This is a genomic window from Streptomyces sp. AC512_CC834 (assembly GCF_019049325.1).
Taxonomy (GTDB): domain Bacteria; phylum Actinomycetota; class Actinomycetes; order Streptomycetales; family Streptomycetaceae; genus Streptomyces.
Window position 1 is genome coordinate 1 of the sequence record NZ_JAGMUO010000113.1, and the last position, 18,568, is coordinate 18,568.

Sequence of the window (18,568 nt, forward strand, 5' to 3'; positions counted from 1 at the left end):
GTCCCTCTCCCCCGCCCCACTTCCCCCGTCCCACTTCCCCGCACGGCAGTACATCCGCACTCTCCAATACCCCATACCTCCCCATATGTTCAGGAGCGATCCATGCGAACCCAGAGCCGACGGAGGCCGCGAGTCACGCTCGCCATGGCCGCCGCAGGGACGCTGCTCGCCCCGCTGCTCACCGGCTGCTGGGTCGGGGCGGGCGGCGCCGGATCCGGCGGCAACGCCATCAACGTCCTGATGGTCAACAACCCGCAGATGGTCGAGCTGCAGAAGCTCACCGCCGACCACTTCACAGAAGAGACCGGCATCGAGGTGAACTTCACCGTCCTGCCGGAGAACGACGTCCGCGACAAGATCAGCCAGGACTTCGCCAACCAGGCCGGCCAGTACGACGTCGCCACCCTCTCCAACTACGAGATACCCATCTACGCCCGCAACGAGTGGCTCGAGCCGATGGACTCCTACGTCGCCAAGGACCCCGGGTACGACGAGAAGGACATCCTGGGGCCGATGCGCGAGTCCCTCACCGGCGACGACGGCAAGCTCTACGGCCAGCCCTTCTACGGCGAGTCGTCCTTCCTGATGTACCGCAAGGACCTGTTCGCCAAGGCGGGCCTGACCATGCCCGAGCACCCCACCTGGACGCAGGTGGCCGGCTTCGCCGAGAAGCTGGACGGGTTCCAGCCCGGCATGAAGGGCATCTGCCTGCGCGGACTGCCCGGCTGGGGCGAGCTGATCGCACCCCTGACGACGGTCGTGAACACCTTCGGCGGCACCTGGTTCGACAAGGACTGGCAGGCACAACTCGACTCGCCCGAGTGGGAGAAGGCGACGAAGTTCTATGTCGACCTCGTCCGCGAGCACGGCGAGTCCGGCGCCGCCCAGTCCGGCTTCGCCGAGTGCCTGAACAACATGACGCAGGGCAAGGTCGCCATGTGGTACGACGCCACCTCCGCGGCCGGCTCCCTGGACGCCGCCGACTCCCCGGTCAAGGGCAAGATCGGCTACGCGCCCGCGCCCGTGGAGAAGACGGACTCCTCCGGCTGGCTCTACACCTGGGCCTGGGGCATCCAGAAGGCCTCCCACAACGCCGACAAGGCCTGGAAGTTCGTCTCCTGGGCGTCCAGCAAGGAGTACGAGCAGCTCGTCGGCGAGGAGTCCGGCTGGTCCAACGTCCCGGCCGGCAAGCGCGCCTCGACGTACGAGAACCCGGACTACGTCAAGGAGGCCGCCGCCTTCCAGGAGATGACCAAGGAGGCCATCGAGGGCGCGAAGCCGAACGACCCCGGCGTGCAGCCGCGCCCCGCGCCCGGCATCCAGTTCGTCGGCATCCCCGAGTTCACCGACCTCGGTACCAAGGTCTCCCAGGAGATCAGCGCGGCCATCGCCGGACGTCAGTCCGTCGAGGAGGCCCTGAAGAAGTCCCAGCAGCTCGCCGAGAAGATCTCCGAGGAGTACGAGGGACGATGACCGCCACGACAACGGCCCCCTCGGCCGCACCCGAACACACTCGCTCCACCGTCCGCCCGCCGTCCAACCGGCTGCGCAACTGGGCCACCCGGGCCCCCCTCCTCCCCGCCCTGGTCTTCATGATCCTGGTCACCCAGTTGCCCTTCGTGGCGACCCTGGTGATCTCCTTCTTCGACTGGAACGCCCTCTACCCGGACGCCCGCAGCTTCACCGGCTTCGGCAACTACGGCGACGTCCTGTCCGACGCGGCCCTGCGCGAGTCGGTGTGGACGACGATCCTGCTGACGGTGGCGGTCGTCCTGACCAGCCTGGTCCTCGGCCTGGCCCTCGCCCTGCTCCTCGACCGGAAGTTCAAGGGCCGGGGCGTGGTCCGCACCCTGCTGATCGCCCCGTTCCTGGTGGTACCGGTGGCGGCGGCCCTGCTGTGGAAGCACGTCCTCTACAACCCCGAGTACGGCCTGCTCAACGGGTTGTTGCACTACGTCGGCGGACCGCAGCCGGACTGGATCTCCAACACCCCGCTGCTCGCGGTCGAGGCATCCCTGGTGTGGCAGTGGACGCCCTTCATGATGCTCATCCTGCTGGCCGGCCTGCAGAGCCGCGACCAGCAGCAGATCGAGGCCGCCCGGGTGGACGGCGCGAGCGACTGGCAGGTCTTCGTCCACCTCACCCTGCCCCACCTGCGCCGCTATCTGGAGCTGGGCGCCCTGCTCGGCTCGATCTACATCGTGCAGAACTTCGACGCCGTCTTCACCATCACGTCCGGCGGCCTGGGCACGGCCAACCTGCCCTACACCGTCTACCAGAGCTTCTACCAGGCCCACGAGAACGGCCTCGCCTCGGCCGCCGGCGTCCTGGTCGTCATCGGCTCCATCATCATCGCCACCTTCGCACTGCGCGTGGTGTCGTCCCTGTTCCGCGAGGAGGTTGGCCGCGCATGAGCGCCACCGCCGTACGACCCGCCGCCACCGGCACCGGCACCGAGCGCGTCCGAACCCGCCGCAAGGCAGGTGCGGGCCTGGGCCTGGTTGCCTGGCTGGTCGGCATCGTCTTCTTCCTGCCCATCGCGTGGATGGCGCTGACCTCCTTCCACTCGGAGTCGGACGCGGCCACCAACCCGCCGTCGTTCGCGGCGTCGCTGACGCTCGACGGCTACCGCGAGTTCTTCGGCGTGGACGGCGGCGCGAGCCCCTGGCCCGCACTGGCCAACTCGGCGGTGGCGTCGATCGCCTCGACCCTCTTCGTGCTGGTCCTGGCCCTGCCCGCCGCCTACGCCCTGTCCATCCGCCCGGTGAAGAAGTGGACCGACGTCCTCTTCTTCTTCCTGTCCACCAAGATGCTGCCGGTGGTGGCGGGCCTGCTGCCGATCTACCTGTTCGCCAAGAACACGGACATGCTGGACAACATCTGGCTGCTGGTCATCCTCTACACCTCCATGAACCTGCCGATCGCGGTCTGGATGATGCAGTCCTTCCTGGCCGAGGTCCCGGTCGCGATCATCGAGGCGGCCCGGGTGGACGGCGCGAAACTGCCGACGATCCTGGTCCGGGTGGTCGCCCCCATCGCCCTGCCGGGCATCGCCGCGACGTCGTTGATCTGCTTCATCTTTAGCTGGAACGAACTGCTCTTCGCCCGGGTGCTGACGGGCGTGGTCGCCGAGACCGCCCCCGTCTTCCTGACCGGCTTCATCACCAGCCAGGGTCTCTTCCTGGCCAAGGTGTGCGCCGCGTCGCTCGTCATCTCCCTGCCGGTGCTCGCCGCGGGGTTCGCCGCCCAGGACAAACTGGTCCAGGGCCTGTCGTTGGGAGCCGTGAAATGAAGGCCGCCGTCATCGAGTCCGTGGGCCGTGCCGTCGTCACCGAGGTCCCGGACCCGACGCCAGGGCCGCGCGAGGTCGTCGTCGAGGTTGCCGCCTGCGGCCTGTGCGGCACCGACCTGCACATCCTCCAGGGCGAGTTCGCGCCCAAGCTCCCGATCGTGCCGGGCCACGAGTTCGCCGGCGCGGTGGTCGGCGTCGGCGCGCAGGTCACGGAGGTGGCGGTCGGCGACCAGGTGGCCGTCGATCCCTCCCTCTACTGCTACGAGTGCCGCTACTGCCGCACCGGCCACAACAACCTCTGCGAGCGCTGGGCGGCCATCGGCGTGACGACGGCGGGCGGCGCGGCGCAGTTCGCGGTGGCACCGGTCGCGAACTGCGTGAAGCTCCCCGAGCACGTCCGCACCCAGGACGCCGCCCTGATCGAGCCCCTGTCCTGCGCGGTCCGCGGCTACGACGTCCTCCAGTCCCGCCTCGGCGCCCACGTCCTGATCTACGGGTCCGGCACGATGGGCCTGATGATGCTGGAGCTGGCCAAGCGCACCGGCGCGGCCAGCGTCGACATGGTCGACCTCAACCCGGCCCGCCTGGAGACGGCCCGTGGCCTCGGCGTCTCGGCGTCGGCCGCGACCCCGGACGAGCTGGACCGTCCCCAGGGCTGGGACCTCGTCATCGACGCGACCGGCAACGCCGCCGCCATCCAGGACGGCCTGGACCGGGTCGCCAAGGCCGGCACGTTCCTCCAGTTCGGCGTGGCCGACTACGCGACGCGCGTGCAGATCGACCCGTATCGCATCTACAACCAGGAGATCACCATCACGGGTTCGATGGCCGTCCTGCACAGCTACGAACGCGCGGCGGAGTTGTTCGCGAACGGCGTCCTGGACCCCGACGTCTTCATCAGCGACCGCATCGAACTGGCCCGCTACCCGCAGGCCCTGGAGCAGTTCGCGGCGGGCGTGGGCCGCAAGATCGTGGTCGTGCCCTGACTGTCTAGCCGGTCCGGCGTTTGAGGACGAGGCCGTTCAGGCCGAAGCGGGGGTCTGGGGGCGGCAGCCCCCAGGGACGGGAATGGGACGGGAATGGGACGGGAATCGGACGGGAATGGGACGGGGCGGCGGCGGGGGCGAAACCCCGTGGGCCCGCCACCCCACCCCGCCCTACGATCCCCGCATGCCCAAACCCCACGGCTTCGCCTACACGGCCACCGCATCCGGCACCGTCCACATCACCCACCACAACCGCCCCGCCACCACCCTCAACGGCTCCCGAGCCGCCCGCTTCCTCGAAGAGGTCACGGCGGGCGACCCGCAACTGGTCATGGCCCGCTGGACCGGCAACTACAAGCACGGCAACGAACGCACGGCCCGAAACCACCCCCGAAACCGCCGCTGACCGGGCGCTCCCCGGCCGCCGACCCGATTGGCCGCCGGGTAAGGGAACGGTAAAACGCCCTCGCTCGTTCACCCGACATGACAGCTATGACCCCCGGCTCGAACATCCCCCTCTCCGCCGCCCGCGTGACGGTGGACGTCGCCGCCCCGGTGCGGCTCGACGTATCGGGCCTGCTGCTCACCGCCGACGGCAAGGTGCGCTCCGACGACGACTTCATCTTCTACAACCAGCCCACCGGCCAGGGCGTGACCTACCGCTCCGGCGGCGGCAGCGCCCCGGACGCGATCGTGGTCGACACCTCGGCCGTCCCGCCGGGCATCGAGAAGATCGTCGTCACCGCGAGCCCGGACGCCGCCGGCCAGACCTTCCAGGGCATCGAGCCGACCGCCACCATCCGCAACGGCGACGACAACTCCGTCCTCGCCACCTTCACGCCCCCGCAGCTCGGCACCGAGACCGCACTGGTGATCGTGGAGGTCTACCTGCGCAACGGCGCCTGGAAGGCCCGCGCGGTCGGCCAGGGCTACTCCAACGGCCTCGCCGGCATCGCGACGGACTTCGGTGTCACGGTGGAGGAGCCGGCGGCCCCCGCCCAGGCGGCGCCCCCGCCCCGGGCCCAGGCTGCCACGCCTCCCCCGCCCGCCGCCGCGCCCACGATGCCCGCCGCTCCGCCCGCGGCACCCCCGGCCCCGCCCGCGCCCGCCCCGGGCACCGGCAAGATCAACCTCGACAAGGGCCGGGTCAGCCTCCAGAAGAACCAGACCGTCTCCCTCGTCAAGGGCGGCCAGCCGGTGCTCTCGCAGGTCAAGATGGGCCTCGGCTGGGAGCCGGCGTACCGCGGCAAGGACATCGACCTGGACGCGTCGGTCATCGCCTACGGCCCGCAGCGCAACCACATCGATAGCTGCTACTTCGGCAAGCTCTCGATCGTGAACGGCGCGATCAAGCACTCCGGCGACAATCTGACCGGCGAGGGCGGCGGCGACGACGAGGTGATCGTCGTCGACCTCGGCCGGCTTCCGCAGGAGGTCAGCGGCCTGGTCTTCACGGTGAACTCGTTCTCGGGCCAGAAGTTCACGGAGGTCGCCAAGGCCTACTGCCGCCTCATCGACGCCGCGAGCGGCGAGGAGCTGGTCCGCTTCGACCTCACCGGCGCCGAGTCGCAGACCGGCGTGATGATGGCGAAGCTGATCCGCCAGTACTCCGGCGAGTGGGAGATGACCGCCATCGGCGACTTCGTCAAGTCCCGCACGGTGCGAGGCATGGTGAAGCCGGCGGCCCAGGCACTGTAGGAGAGACCGGACGACGGCAAGGGGCGCCCGGACAGCCGGGCGCCCTACGGCCGCGCCAGCCCCTCCATGAGCAGCGACAGGTACCGCCGGGCGGCCGTTTCGTCCACCTCGTCGGCGGACTCGCACGCCGTCACCACCCCGTGCACCAGCCGCAGCACCTCGATCGGCGCCACGTCCGGCCGCAGCTCGCCGGCTTCCTGCGCCGCCCGCACCAGTCGCGCCGCCGCGCCGCGCACGCAGTCGCCGCACGCGGGGGAACCACTGGTGACGGCCGTACCGAGCAGCGCCTTCAGCCCGCGCGCCTGCAGCATCCCGACGGCGAGCTCGTCGAGCCACGCGCGGAGCGCCGCACCCGGCGGCCGGGCGGCGGCGATCACGTCGGCACGGGCCGCGACCGCCTCGACGCGCTCGAGGTAGACGGCCTCCAACAGTGCCTGTCGCGTCGGGAAGTGCCGGTACAACGTGCCGACGCCGACCTCCGCACGCCGGGCGATGTCGTCCAGCGCCGCCCCCGCACCACGGTCCGCGAACACCTCGGCGGCCACCCGGAGCAACCGCTCACGATTGCGCCGGGCATCCGCACGCAAAGGCCTGACCTGCGCCATCGCCACTCCCTGCCCGCCGGGCAACCTTCCGGGCACCCTACCCCGCGCGCCGCCGGATCAGGCCGCCCAGGGCCAGTCGGCGTCCCGGGCCGCCTCGAGCAGCGGAACCATCCGGAAGGCCGCGTCCGACAGGCCGCCGAAGGTGTGCCGGTTCGCCCTGCCCGACGGGCCGTGGCCCGCCCGGTACCCGGCGAGGTTCCAGGTGTAGACCGGCACGTGCTGCGGCACCTGCTCGGTCGGGTCGCCGTGCCGGCTGTACGCGTACTGCTCGTCGGTGACGATCAGCACCCGGTCGTGCTTCCTGTAGTGACGCCGTACCGCCCCGGTCGTGTCGGTGCCGCCCAGGTCGCCGAAGCGGTCCAGGATCTTCAGCACCGACTCGCCCTTGCGGTACTTCACGCGGTTGCTCGACGTACCGAACTCCACGAGGTCCGCGTCCGCCGCCCGCAGCGCGAGCGCCGTGCCGAAGACCGCCGCCGCGTCGGCCCGGTTGAGCTCCGAGCGGTCCGACATCCGCGAGTAGAACATCGAGCCCGAGCGGTCCACGAGGACCAGCGTCCGGCCGGGCAGCGCGGGCACGTTGGCCAGCGAGTGGCCGAGCGCCCGCTCCAGCGGGTACGACCAGCGCAGCGACGGCGCGTGCCGGTACGCGGCGAGGTAGCGGAAGGGGAACTGCCGCGAACGCGCCACCTCGGCCGGGTCACTGATCCGCGCCGCGACCTGGGCGGCGACCTCGTCGGACACGCCGGCCTCGTCGAAGTTGCGCAGGTTACGGATCGATGCCATAGCCCCCATGGACGGGATCACCGACTCCCAGGCCGCCTGGTCCATCGGCCCCTGGAGCCAGCCGGCCAGCATCTCCCACGTGATGCCCGCCGCCGCGAGCCGCTCGGCACCGTCGGGCGCCGTGACCACCGCTCGCCGCTGGGCGACGGGCAGCGCCATCAGCTCGCGGTGCGCGGTCAGGACACGGTTGGAAGCGGGCGGCACGGCGGTGTCCGGGTTGTGCCGGCGGTCGAGGGCGTACTGGAACAGCTCGCCCTGCCACGGCTTGTCCGGGTCAGGCGCCGCGTGCACCAGGTTGAGGATGTCGCCGAAGCGGTACCCCTTGGACGCGGTGTCGTACTTCAGCAGCGACTTGCCGTGGTAGAGCCGTCGTACGGCGTCGGCGACGCCCCGCTTGACCGGCTTGGGCACGGCGCGGCCGTACGTCGCCGTCCAGTACGCGAGCAGCTCGCCGGGCTCGTCGGGCCGCCGGAGGACGGAGGCGACGACCTGCCGGTTCGCCGGTCCACCCGTGGCGCCGGCGTCGAGGCGGGCCTTGACGTACTCGGCGGCGCCGACGATCGAGGCGGTGCGCAGGTTGCCCTCGCCGCGCAGCCAGCCGAGCAGGCCGGCCGTCCAGGACGGGTCGGTGAGGGCCAGCTCGCGCACGAGCGTGGCGAACCGGTCGTCGCGGGCGGCGCCGGTCTCGTAGAAGGTCTGCTGGGACACGAAGTTGCCCACCGACAGCAGAAAGAGCTCGGAGCGCGCGTCGCGCTCGCTGCCGCGGCCGCCCTCGTAGGTACGCAGTACGCGGCCCGTCGAGGTCACGCGCGAGGCGGGCTGCGCCTTCACGGACCTGGTGTTGAATCGCGCCATGGTGAATTCCCCCGAATTCTTTTCGGAGGGAGACGCGACAGAAGGAGGGTGCCCGAGATCGGAATCGGCGACGGGAACATCCGGATGCTCTGCCGAATTGAGCTACACCGACCCGAAGTCGGTGACGGGATTCGAACCCGCAACACTCCGGTCAAGGAAGTATCCGTTGCCTGCGCACCGGGCACCCTGCCATCTGCTGCGCCTCCCGAGATCAAGTGGGCGGCGGCATGGGATTCTTTGGAGAGAAGAAGTAGCCGCGGCCCGCGCACCGGGAGGTGCATGAAGTTGCATGAAATTGCATGAAGTTATGGGTGTCCAGAGTTCAGGTCGGCGGAACCGACAAGGTGCTCTAACCCCTGAGCTACACCGGCGCGTTGTGCCGGAGACGGGACTCGAACCCGTGACCGCCCCATTATGAGTGGAAGTAGGTCCTGCCTTCGCACCTGGACGTTCATCACTCTAAAAGGGCAGCCGTCGCTCGGGCGACCGAATTAATTACCGGCGCTTCTGCCGCTTCCACGGCCCCGTGATCGCCAGCATGATGCCGGGCGTCTGGATGTTGGCGTACAGGGTCCGGCCGTCGGGCGAGAAGGTGACGCCGGTGAACTCGCTGTAATCGGGGTCGTCCTCGGTGCCGAGGTTCAGCTCGTTGCGGGCGATGGGGTAGGTGCGCCCGCTGTCGGTGGCGCCGAACAGGTGCTGGACGCCCTCGCCGTCCTCGGCGATGACCAGGCCGCCGTACGGGGAGACGGTGATGTTGTCGGGGCCGTCGAAGGCGCCGTCGGCCGACGGGTCGGCGTTGACGCCGAGGAGGACCTTGAGGGTGAGGGTGCGGCGCTTGGGATCGTAGAACCAGACCTGGCCGTCGTGGGGGCGACCGGGGCTCTCGTCACGCGCGAAGGAGGTGACGACGTAGGCGCCGCCGTCCGCCCACCACATGCCCTCCAGCTTGCGCGCGCGGGTGACCTCACCGGCGGCGAACTGCTTGCGCACCGAGGTGGTCTTCGCGTCGCGGTCGGGGACGTCGGCCCAGTCGACGCCGTAGACGGTGCCGGTCTTCGTCGCGCGGGAGAGGTCGTCGACAAACGTGCCGCCGGAGTCGAAGCACTTGAACGCCTGGAGGACCCCGGCGTCGTCGGCGAGGGTGCGCAGCCGGCCGCGGCCGTGCCGGAAGTGCTCGGGCGGCGTCCAGCGGTAGAGCAGGCCGTTGGGTCCTGAGGCGTCCTCGGTGAGGTAGGCGTGGCCGCGCCTGGGGTCGATGACGACGGCCTCGTGGGCGTAGCGGCCGAGGGCCTTGACCGGCTGGGGGTCGCGGTTGGCGCGGCGGTCCTCGGGGTCGACCTCGAAGACGTAGCCGTGGTCCTTGGTCATCCCCTCCTCGCCGGCCTTGTCCTCGGTCTCCTCGCAGGTCAGCCAGGTGCCCCACGGGGTGCTGCCGCCCGCACAGTTCTGGGCGGTGCCGGCGATGCCGACCCACTCGGCGACGTGGCCGCCGCGGCGGACCTCGACGACGGTGCAGCCGCCGCCGGCGGCCGGGTCGTAGACGAGGCCCTCGGTGAGCGGGACGGGGTGCCGCCAGTCGTCGCGGTGGCCGCCGAGTTCGTGGTTGTTGACGAGGAGGGTGGTGCCGCGCGGGCCGTCGAAGGTGGCGGTGCCGTCGTGGTTGGACGGGGTGTACTCGCCGGACTCCAGCTTGGTCCGCCCCGAGTAGGTGATGATCTCGTAGCTGAAGCGGGCGGGCAGGGCGAGGATGCCGTCCGGGTCGGGGATCAGCGGTCCGTAGCCGACGCCGCCGTGGTCGTGCCCGTGGTCGTGATCATGGTCGTGGCCGTGGCCGTGGCCGTGTTCCTCCCCGACGCTCTCGGTGTCCGTGGACGCGAGGGCGTTCGGAGCGGTGGCGAGGGCGCCGACGCTGCCCGCCAGTGCGACTCCGGCGCCGGTGAGCGCGGATCGACTGGCGAAGTCCCTGCGGGTGAGCGACATGGTGTCTCCTGTGACGGTGGGCGTGCCGTGGAGGGTGGCGGACCTCGGTTCCGGCGTCACGCTCGCGCCCGTGCCTGAACGGGAGTCCCGCCCGTGTCTGAACAGGAGTTGAACGGGCGAAGGCCTCTCCCCGCCACCGCTCATCCCTGCCCGCCGCTCATCCCTGCCCGCCGCTCATCCCTGCCCGCCGCTCATCCCTGCCCGCCGCTCATCCCTGCCCGCCGCTCGTCCCCGCCCGCCGCTCATCCCTGCCCGCCGCTCAACCGCCCTGCTGCGAGCGTGCCTTGAACGCCGCCTTGCGGGCCTCCTTGGCGATCTTCTTGTCGGGGTGCAGCCGCCCCATCGCCTCCAGGACGTCCGGTGCGGCCGGGTGCTCGACCCGCCAGGCCGTGTCGAAGAAGCCGCTGTGCTGGCGGGCGAGGCCCTCCACCAGGGCGCGCAGTTCCTCGGAGTTGCCCTCGGCGGCGAGCTGTGCGGCGACGGTGTCGATGGTCAGCCAGAAGACCATCTCCTGCGGCGGGGCGGGCACGTCCCGGGCTCCGTGCTCGGTCAGCCACACCCGGGCCAGGCCGCCCAGCTCGGCGTCGTCGAGGACCTCGCGCAGCGCGGGCTCGGCCTCGCCGCCGACGAGGGAGAGCGCCTGCTGGCAGCGCAGCCGGCGCAGGGGCGCGCCGGTGTCGGAGCCGCGTGCCGCCGCCAGCAGTTCGCGGGCGGCGTCCAGCGGGCTCCGTCCGGCGAGCCACAGCTCGGTCTCGGCGTGGGCCGCGGCCGGCGGGAAGGGGGCGGTGCCGTCGAGCAGCGCGTCGGCGCCCTTGTCGGCGAGGTCACCGACGGCGGGGGCCTCGAAGCCGGCGTCCAGGAGCCGGGCGCGCAGTCCGTACAGTCCCAGCGGAGTGAGGCGCACCATGCCGTAGCGGGCGACGTCGGTGTCGTCGACGGGGGCGGCGGGCTCCTCGTCGGCGTCGGCCATCAGCGCCTCGTCGACCGGCTGGTACTCGACGATTCCGACCGGTTCAAGCAGCCGGAACTGGTCGTCCAGGCGCATCATCGCGTCCGACACCTGCTCAAGGACCTCGTTGCTGGGCTCGCCCATGTCGCTGGGCACGATCACGGAGGCGGCCAGCGCGGGCAGGGGCACCGGGGCGTCGCCGGGGCCGTCCTCGCCGACGGTGAGCAGGTAGAGGTTGCCGAGCACGCCGTCGAGGAACTCGGACTCTGCGTCGGGGTCCCAGTCGAGGGAGGACAGGTCGACCTCGCCGCCCTCGGCCATCGCGTCGACCAGGTCGTCGAGGTCGGGCACGCTCGCGTCGGCGAGTACCGCCTCCAGGGCGGTGAGCCAGACCCCGAGCACGTCCTGGGGGGAGCCGCCGGTGAGCAGGGCGAGATCCTCGCCGGCCGCCACGGTGCCTGCCTCCTCGTCGGTGATCTCGACGAGCCCGGTGTCCACGGCGATCCGCCAGGCCTCGCTCGCGTACGCCGCCGCGTCGTCCCCGGTCAGCCCGAGCTGCTCGGCCGCCGCCGGCAACTGCTCGTCGACGAGTCCGCCGCCGGCGTCGACGCGGGTGTCCGGTCCGGCCCAGCGGGCCAGCCGGGCGGCCCGGGCGAGCACTGGTGCGGACAGTGCGTCGCGGGCCAGCTCGGCTTCGGGCCGCAGCCGTGCGGGCGGCAGGGTGGAGCTGTCTGACATCGGCTGTTTCTCCTCGCGCGCCTTGACCGCCGTACGACCGGTCCGGACGCCGTACGGCTCAACCGCTCAGCCTAGACGGGTTTCCACCGATGCCGCCCGGTTCATCTCCCCGTCGGGTGGTGTACATGGCCGAAACCTTGACAACCGGCGTGGCCAAGCAGGAGATTGACGCGCGTAGAAAGCGGGGGAATCCGGGGGCCCGGGGAAGCCGGGTGGACAAGTGTTCACGCGGTTCCAGGTGTGCCCGGTGGCCCCACGCCCCGCCCCACCCTCGTCCCGGCGCCACGTCACGTCCCCGGAGGGATCCCGTTGGCCAGCACGTCCTCCGCGCGCCTCGCCGCGCTCACCGTCGCCGCCGTCTGCTCGGCGGCGTCCACCGTCGTCCTCACCTCACCCGCGCAGGCCGGTTCCGCACCCGCGCAGGCCGCCTCCGCCGACGCCGCTTCCGTGCGCGTCCACGACATCCAGGGCAGCACCCGCCTGTCGCCGTACGCCGGCAAGCAGGTCGCGGACGTGGCCGGAATCGTCACCGGCGTCCGGGGCTACGGCTCCTCCAAGGGCTTCTGGATCCAGGACCCGCGGCCGGACGCCGACCCGGCCACCAGCGAGGGCGTCTTCGTCTTCACCGGCTCCGCCCCGGAGGTCGCCGCCGGTGACGCGGTCACCGTCTCCGGCACGGTCTCGGAGTACGTCCCGGGCGGTACGTCCTCGGGGAACCAGTCGCTGACCGAGATCACCCGCCCGACGGTCACCGTCGTCTCCGGCGGCAACGCCCTGCCGGCCGCGACGACCGTCTCCGCCCGCTCGGTGCCGCGCGCGTACGCCCCCGAGGGCGACGAGGCCGCGAACGGCTCGGTCAACGGCCTGACGCTGCGGCCGGGGAAGTACGCCCTGGACCACTACGAGTCCCTGGAGGGCATGAACGTCCGGGTGGCCGACGCCCGTGTGGTCGGCGCCTCGGACCCGTACACCGAGCTGTGGGTGACGGTGAAGCCCTGGGAGCACGCCAACCGCCGCGGCGGCACGGTGTACGGCTCCTACGACGCGCAGAACACCGGCCGGCTCCAGATCCAGTCGCTGGGCAAACCGGCCGACTTCCCCGACGCCACCGTGGGCGACACCCTCGCCGGCACCACCGCCGGTCCGCTGGACTACAACCAGTACGGCGGCTACACGCTGGTCGCGAGCGAGATCGGCACGCTGGAGAGCGGCGGCCTGGAGCGTGAGTCGACGCGGCGGCACAGCGCCCGCGAGCTGGCGGTGGCGACGTACAACGTCGAGAACCTCGACCCGTCCGACGACACCTTCGCCGCGCACGCCGACACGATCGTGCACCGCCTCAAGTCCCCCGACATCGTGTCGCTGGAGGAGATCCAGGACAACAGTGGCGCCACGGACGACGGCACGGTGGCCGCCGACGCGACGGTCGGCAAGCTGATCGACGCCGTCGTCGCGGCCGGCGGCCCGCGCTACGCGTGGCGGGGCATCGACCCGGTCGACAAGGCGGACGGCGGCCAGCCCGGCGGCAACATCCGCCAGGCGTTCCTGTTCAACCCGGAGCGGGTCTCCTTCACCGACCGCGAGGGCGGCGACGCGACCACCGCTACGGGGGTGCGCAAGGTGCGCGGCAAGGCGGCGCTGACCCTCTCCCCTGGGCGCGTCGATCCGGCGAACCCGGCCTGGGAGGACAGCCGCAAGCCGCTGGCCGGCGAGTTCGTCTTCCGCGGCCGTACGGTCTTCGTCATCGCCAACCACTTCAACTCCAAGGGCGGCGACCAGGGTCTGACGGCGCGGTACCAGCCGCCCGCGCGCGGTTCGGAGACCCAGCGCCACCTCCAGGCGAAGGCGGTGAACACCTTCGTCAAGGAGATCCTGTCCGCCCAGAAGCACGCGGACGTGATCGCTCTCGGCGACATCAACGACTTCGAGTTCTCGACGACCACGCGCATCCTGGAGGACGACGGCGCCCTGTGGTCGGCGGTCAAGTCGCTGCCGCGCGGTGAGCGTTACTCGTACGTCTACCAGGGCAACAGCCAGGTCCTGGACCAGATCCTGGTCAGCCCGTCGGTCCGGCACGGCGGGCACCTGTCCTACGACAGCGTCCACGTCAACGCCGAGTTCCACGACCAGATCAGCGACCACGACCCGCAGGTGCTGCGGTTCCGTCCGTAGTCCGACGCGCACGACGCGAGGAGGGGCCGGGGCCCCTCCTCGTACTCTCGTTACCCTCGTACCGTCATACCCGCTTTCGCCCCGGCCGGTGCCCGTTCGCTCGCGCGAGGCCGGTTCAGCAGTGTCCGTGGTGCCGGCGGCTCAGCAGGCCGACGGCGACCACCGCGCCGGCCGCCGCCCCGGCGACGAGCATCACGCGCGGATGCCCGAACCCGGCGCGCACCGCGCCGCGGGCCCGCCCCGGCACGCGTCCCTCGGCGGTGTGCCGGGCCCGGCCTGCCTTGTCCTGCACCGTGTGACCTGCCCTGCCCGCCTTGTCCTGCGCGGTGTGGCCCGCCTGGGTGGCGGTACTGCGGAGCTGGACGGTCATGGCACCGGCCTTGTCCCGCAGGTCGGCGGCGCGGGCCTTGGCGCGGCCCTTCACGTCCGCCTTGCCCGCCAGCTCCTCCACGGTGTCGCCGAGCTCGCCGCGGGTCTGTTCGATCTGCGTTCGCAGCTCGTCGGGGCCCTTGGCTCCGCCGGTCGGCTGTGCGGTGGAGCCGGTCCTCGTACCGTCCCCGCTCGTCGCGTCGGTCATCGATGCGCCCTTTCCCTGATCTGGTCGACGTCCGCCCGGACGCTGCCGAGCGTCTCCTCGGGCTTGGGGGGTACGGCTCGTCGGAGCTGGGCGCGACCGGTCATGGCCAGTACGCCGGCGATCACGAAGAGAGCCACCGTGACGATGAGCGCCGCGGCCCAGACGGGCAGTACCAGCGAGAGCGCGGCGGTGGCCGTGCCGGCCAGGGCGAACAGGCCCACATACGCGATGGCGCCCGCGGCACCGAGCATTCCGCCGCCCCGCCCGGCGCGTTTGCCCTTCTGGGCCAGCTCCATCTTGGCGAGGGCCACTTCCTGGCGCACGAGCCGGGAGAGCTGTTCGGTGGCCTGACCGACGAGTTCGCCCACGGAGTGCTGCTCGTCGTGCACCGGCCTGGTGTGCATGGTTCCGGTCACGGTGTTCCGCCTCCTCTCGGTTCGGAGCAACCCGAGTACCCGTGGCCGACTGGCACTACCCCTGCCCTCTTGACCTGTCTTCCTCACACGATCGCGCAGCGTTCCTTACAGGTACGTCGTAGCGAATTTAAGTGGAGCTACATGATTTGTGGGCCGACACTACTCGCATGACGACAGTCCACGACCGCCCCTGTCCGCCGCCCTTCGGCCGCGCCCTGTGCGCCATGGTCACGCCCTTCACCGAGTCCGGCGCGCTCGATCTCGACGGTGCGCAGCGGCTCGCCGACCGGCTGGTCTCGCGGGGCTGCGACGGCCTCGTGCTGTCCGGCACCACGGGCGAGTCGCCGACCACCTCGGACGCCGAGAAGGCCGCGCTGGTGACGGCGGTGCGCGAGGCAGTCGGGGACCGGGCGGCACTGGTCGCCGGGGTGGGCACGGCGGACACCCGGCACACCGTGGAACTGGCCCTGGCCGCCGAGAAGGCCGGCGCGGACGGACTGCTGGTGGTCGCGCCGTACTACAGCAGGCCCCCGCAGGACGCCCTGGAGGCGCACTTCCTGGAGGTCGCCGACGCCAGTGGCCTGCCCCTCGCCCTCTACGACATCCCCGCCCGCACCGGCACCCGCATCGAACCCGACACGCTCGTCCGCCTCGCGGAGCACCCCCGGATCGTCGCCGTCAAGGACTGCTCCTACGACCTCCTCGGCACCCAGAAGGTGCTCTCCCGCACCGGCCTGGCGTACTACGCGGGCTGCGACGAGCAGATCCTCGCCCTGTACGCGATCGGGGCGGCCGGATACGTCAGTACCGTCGCCAACGCCGCACCGGACCTGTTCCGGGCCGTCCTCGACGCCTTCGACGCGGGCGACACCGGACGGGCCGCCGGGCTCCAGCGCCGGGCCATCGGGCTGATCGAGGCGGTGATGGCTGCCGGACTGCCCGGCACGGTCACCACGAAGGCCCTCCTCGGCGCGCTGGGCCTGCCCGCGGGCCCGGTCCGCGCACCGCTGCGGCCCGCGGACCAGGAGACCACGGCCGGTCTGCTGAAGGCGTACGAGGAACTGGTCGCCGGCGTGGATCAGTTCCAGGCGTAGCCGTCGCCGAAGAGCAGGGTGTGTTCCAGTACGTCCTCCGCCGGGTCGTCGATCTGCCCCACGTGGACGTTGAGGAGTCCCACCCGGGGACCGTTGTGCGAACCGGTCGTCGTCTCGTCGGCCTGCGCGGTCCCCGCAGCCCCTGCCGGACCCCAGCACACCAGCACGGCGGCGCCTGCCCCGGCCAGCCAACGCGCCACGTTCCCCGCCCGCTCATTCGTCATACCAGGCCCCTCGTTTCGTCGGATCGGCGTCTGATCGGACCCTGCGTCCACCCGTTCATCCGCCAGGACCACCGGAAGGTCACGGTGAGTCATCCGTACGGGCGCGGCGGGCACCGCCCAACGCGTTGGCGCCGGGCGCCCTGCGCGCCCTACGGTCACCCCGATGAGCAGAAGACGCTACGTGGCCCGGGGCGTCCCGGGCGGATACCGGATCTGGGACAACCGCGGCCACCGCTGGTGGGGCGACCTCTACGAACTGTGCCCCGACGATCTCCTGACCGAGCTGAACGGCGCGGCCGACCAGGCCCGCGTCACCGCCCTGCTGAAGCGGTACCGGGCCCTGAAACGCTGACCGCCGTAGGCTGAGCCCCGCAGGTGACCGACAGACGGCGACAGGGCGACAGGAGGCGACCGAGGTGCCGGAGAAGACGCCGACCGAGCCGCCTGAGCCGACGGTGGCCGACGTGATGGCCGAGCTGGCCGGGCTCGAGGACTCGCGGGTCCGGGCGGTGAACGAGAAGCACGGTGACGACCACGGTGTGAACCTCACCAGGCTGCGCGCGCTCGCGAAGCGGCTGAGGACACAGCCGCAGCCGGAACTCGCGCGCCCGCTCTGGGCGACGGGCGACACCGCCGCACGGCTGCTGGCGCTCCTCGTCTGCCGCCCGAAGGCCTTCACGCGCGACGAGCTGGACACCATGCTGCGCGAGGCGCGCACTCCCAAGGTGCACGACTGGCTCGTCAACTACGTGGTGAAGAAGAACCCGTACGCCGAGGAGGTGCGCGTGGCCTGGTCCGCCGACCCGGACCCGGTGGTCGCGAGTGCCGGCTGGGCGCTCACCGCCGAACGCGTGGCGAGGAGGCCGGCGGGTCTCGACCTCCCGGGCCTGCTCGCCACCATCGAGGCGGAGATGAAGGACGCCCCGGACCGCCTGCAGTGGGAGATGAACCACTGCCTGGCCCGGATCGGCATCGAACACCCCGAGCACCGCGCCCGTGCGATCGCCGTCGGCGAGCACCTCGGAGTCCTGGAGGACTACCCGACTTCCCCGGGCTGCACCTCCCCGTACGCCCCCGTCTGGATCACGGAGATCGTGCGCCGGCAACAGGAGAAGGCCGCCCCCGGCAACGCGTGAGCGCCCTCCCCGCGGCCGGCGGAAAGGGCGCTCGGCGCCGAGCGTAACGTCGGCTCAGTTGTGGCTGTGCAGGATCTCGTTCAGGCCGCCCCACACCGCGTTGTTCGGGCGGGCCTCGACCGTGCCCGTGACCGAGTTGCGGCGGAAGAGGATGTTGGAGGCGCCGGAGAGGTCGCGGGCCTTGACGACCTGGCCGTCGGGCATGGTGACGCGGGTGCCGGCGGTGACGTAGAGGCCGGCCTCGACGACGCACTCGTCGCCCAGCGCGATGCCGACGCCCGCCTCGGCGCCGACCAGGCAGCGCTCGCCGATGGTGATGCGGACGTTGCCGCCGCCGGAGAGGGTGCCCATGGTGGACGCGCCGCCGCCGATGTCGGAGCCGTCGCCGACGACGACGCCGGCGGAGACGCGGCCCTCGACCATCGAGGTGCCGAGCGTGCCGGCGTTGAAGTTGACGAAGCCCTCGTGCATGACCGTGGTGCCCTCGGAGAGGTGCGCGCCGAGCCGGACCCGGTCGGCGTCGGCGATGCGGACGCCCTTGGGGGCGACGTAGTCCGTCATGCGGGGGAACTTGTCGATCGAGGTCACCTGAAGGTGCAGGCCCTCGGCGCGGGCGTTGAGGCGGACCTTCTCGACGTCGTCGACGGCGACCGGGCCCAGCGAGGTCCAGGCGACGCTGGCGAGGTGGGCGAACTGGCCGTCCAGGCTCAGGCCGTGCGGCTTGACCAGGCGGTGGGAGAGCAGGTGCAGGCGCAAATAGACGTCGTGCGTGTCGAGCGGCTTGTCGTCCAGCGAGGAGATGACCGTGCGGACCGCGACCACCTCGACGCCCCGGCGGGCGTCCGGACCGATCGCCGCGGTCGCGCCGCCGCCCAGGAGGTCGGCGGCCTGCTCGGCGGTGAGCCGCTCGGTGCCGGCGGGGCCGGGGTCCTCGGCAGTCGCGGCGGTCAGTTCGGGCGCCGGGAACCAGGTGTCGAGGACGGTGCCGTCGGCGGCGACGGTGGCAAGCCCGGCGGCCACGGCGCCGGTCGTACGGGGAGCAGTCGTGTCGGTCATG

Annotated in this window: 18 protein-coding genes and 1 tRNA gene; 10 read left to right on the plus strand and 9 right to left on the minus strand. The window is 71.6% G+C overall.

Translation table 11 applies throughout. The annotated features are described in order from the left end of the window. The first annotated feature begins 102 nt into the window (after positions 1-102). The 6 genes from KUM40_RS34975 to KUM40_RS35000 all read left to right on the plus strand — a co-directional run bounded on the left by KUM40_RS34975 (position 103) and on the right by KUM40_RS35000 (position 5,976). Entirely contained in the window at positions 103-1,473 is a 1,371-nt protein-coding gene (locus KUM40_RS34975; protein ID WP_217170336.1) for a sugar ABC transporter substrate-binding protein, read from the plus strand. Next, a complete protein-coding gene (locus KUM40_RS34980) occupies positions 1,470-2,414 on the plus strand; it encodes a carbohydrate ABC transporter permease (protein ID WP_217170337.1) in 945 nt (314 codons plus the stop codon). Before KUM40_RS34975 ends, KUM40_RS34980 begins: the two co-directional genes overlap by 4 nt. Then, positions 2,411-3,292 carry a carbohydrate ABC transporter permease gene (locus KUM40_RS34985; RefSeq protein WP_217170338.1) on the plus strand — a complete coding sequence of 294 codons (882 nt, stop codon included), beginning with the start codon at positions 2,411-2,413 and terminating at the stop codon, positions 3,290-3,292. Before KUM40_RS34980 ends, KUM40_RS34985 begins: the two co-directional genes overlap by 4 nt. Further along, on the plus strand, positions 3,289-4,278 hold the full coding sequence (locus KUM40_RS34990; RefSeq protein ID WP_217170339.1) for a zinc-dependent alcohol dehydrogenase family protein: 990 nt from the start codon (positions 3,289-3,291) through the stop codon (positions 4,276-4,278). The genes KUM40_RS34985 and KUM40_RS34990 overlap by 4 nt, the downstream gene beginning before the upstream one ends. Positions 4,279-4,462: 184 nt before the next feature. Then, a complete protein-coding gene (locus KUM40_RS34995) occupies positions 4,463-4,684 on the plus strand; it encodes a hypothetical protein (RefSeq protein ID WP_217170340.1) in 222 nt (73 codons plus the stop codon). A gap of 86 nt (positions 4,685-4,770) precedes the next feature. Next, complete coding sequence (locus KUM40_RS35000; protein ID WP_217170503.1) at positions 4,771-5,976, plus strand: TerD family protein; 1,206 nt, start codon at positions 4,771-4,773, stop codon at positions 5,974-5,976. 44 nt (positions 5,977-6,020) lie between these two features. Here KUM40_RS35000 and KUM40_RS35005 read toward each other — a convergent pair whose 3' ends face one another. The 5 genes from KUM40_RS35005 to KUM40_RS35025 form a co-directional block, all read right to left on the minus strand. Then, the gene (locus KUM40_RS35005) at positions 6,021-6,581 is read right to left on the minus strand and encodes a TetR/AcrR family transcriptional regulator (RefSeq protein ID WP_217170341.1); all 561 of its coding nucleotides are present in this window, start codon (positions 6,579-6,581) and stop codon (positions 6,021-6,023) included. A gap of 57 nt (positions 6,582-6,638) precedes the next feature. Continuing rightward, positions 6,639-8,222 carry a TROVE domain-containing protein gene (locus tag KUM40_RS35010; protein ID WP_217170342.1) on the minus strand — a complete coding sequence of 528 codons (1,584 nt, stop codon included), beginning with the start codon at positions 8,220-8,222 and terminating at the stop codon, positions 6,639-6,641. Positions 8,223-8,602: 380 nt separating this feature from the next. Next, positions 8,603-8,682 (minus strand) — tRNA-Met (locus tag KUM40_RS35015). 35 nt (positions 8,683-8,717) lie between these two features. After that, a complete protein-coding gene (locus KUM40_RS35020; RefSeq protein WP_217170343.1) occupies positions 8,718-10,205 on the minus strand; it encodes a PhoX family protein in 1,488 nt (495 codons plus the stop codon). A gap of 259 nt (positions 10,206-10,464) precedes the next feature. Then, entirely contained in the window at positions 10,465-11,892 is a 1,428-nt protein-coding gene (locus tag KUM40_RS35025) for a DUF1476 domain-containing protein (protein WP_217170344.1), read from the minus strand. Between the two features lie 309 nt (positions 11,893-12,201). On the opposite strand from KUM40_RS35025, the gene KUM40_RS35030 reads away from it, so the two are divergent. After that, a complete protein-coding gene (locus KUM40_RS35030) occupies positions 12,202-14,064 on the plus strand; it encodes an endonuclease/exonuclease/phosphatase family protein (RefSeq protein WP_217170345.1) in 1,863 nt (620 codons plus the stop codon). A gap of 115 nt (positions 14,065-14,179) precedes the next feature. On the opposite strand, the gene KUM40_RS35035 is transcribed toward KUM40_RS35030, so the two are convergent. Both KUM40_RS35035 and KUM40_RS35040 read right to left on the minus strand, forming a co-directional pair. Continuing rightward, positions 14,180-14,641, minus strand: a complete 462-nt coding sequence (locus KUM40_RS35035) for a DUF3618 domain-containing protein (RefSeq protein ID WP_217170346.1) — start codon at positions 14,639-14,641, stop codon at positions 14,180-14,182. Beyond that, on the minus strand, positions 14,638-15,057 hold the full coding sequence (locus tag KUM40_RS35040; RefSeq protein WP_217170347.1) for a phage holin family protein: 420 nt from the start codon (positions 15,055-15,057) through the stop codon (positions 14,638-14,640). Before KUM40_RS35040 ends, KUM40_RS35035 begins: the two co-directional genes overlap by 4 nt. A gap of 167 nt (positions 15,058-15,224) precedes the next feature. Here KUM40_RS35040 and dapA point away from each other — a divergent pair, with 167 nt between their 5' ends. Next, the gene (dapA, locus tag KUM40_RS35045) at positions 15,225-16,151 is read left to right on the plus strand and encodes a 4-hydroxy-tetrahydrodipicolinate synthase (protein WP_217170348.1); all 927 of its coding nucleotides are present in this window, start codon (positions 15,225-15,227) and stop codon (positions 16,149-16,151) included. Here the strand turns inward: dapA and KUM40_RS35050 are convergent. Beyond that, complete coding sequence (locus KUM40_RS35050) at positions 16,136-16,375, minus strand: hypothetical protein (RefSeq protein ID WP_217170349.1); 240 nt, start codon at positions 16,373-16,375, stop codon at positions 16,136-16,138. The two genes, dapA and KUM40_RS35050, sit on opposite strands and share 16 nt — an antisense overlap. 163 nt (positions 16,376-16,538) lie before the next feature. Between KUM40_RS35050 and KUM40_RS35055 the strand changes: the two genes are divergently transcribed. Further along, complete coding sequence (locus KUM40_RS35055) at positions 16,539-16,727, plus strand: hypothetical protein (protein ID WP_217170350.1); 189 nt, start codon at positions 16,539-16,541, stop codon at positions 16,725-16,727. A gap of 115 nt (positions 16,728-16,842) precedes the next feature. Further along, positions 16,843-17,511 carry a DNA alkylation repair protein gene (locus tag KUM40_RS35060; RefSeq protein WP_217170504.1) on the plus strand — a complete coding sequence of 223 codons (669 nt, stop codon included), beginning with the start codon at positions 16,843-16,845 and terminating at the stop codon, positions 17,509-17,511. A gap of 54 nt (positions 17,512-17,565) precedes the next feature. Here KUM40_RS35060 and dapD read toward each other — a convergent pair whose 3' ends face one another. Further along, complete coding sequence (gene dapD / locus KUM40_RS35065; RefSeq protein WP_217170351.1) at positions 17,566-18,567, minus strand: 2,3,4,5-tetrahydropyridine-2,6-dicarboxylate N-succinyltransferase; 1,002 nt, start codon at positions 18,565-18,567, stop codon at positions 17,566-17,568. Position 18,568: the final 1 nt, after the last annotated feature.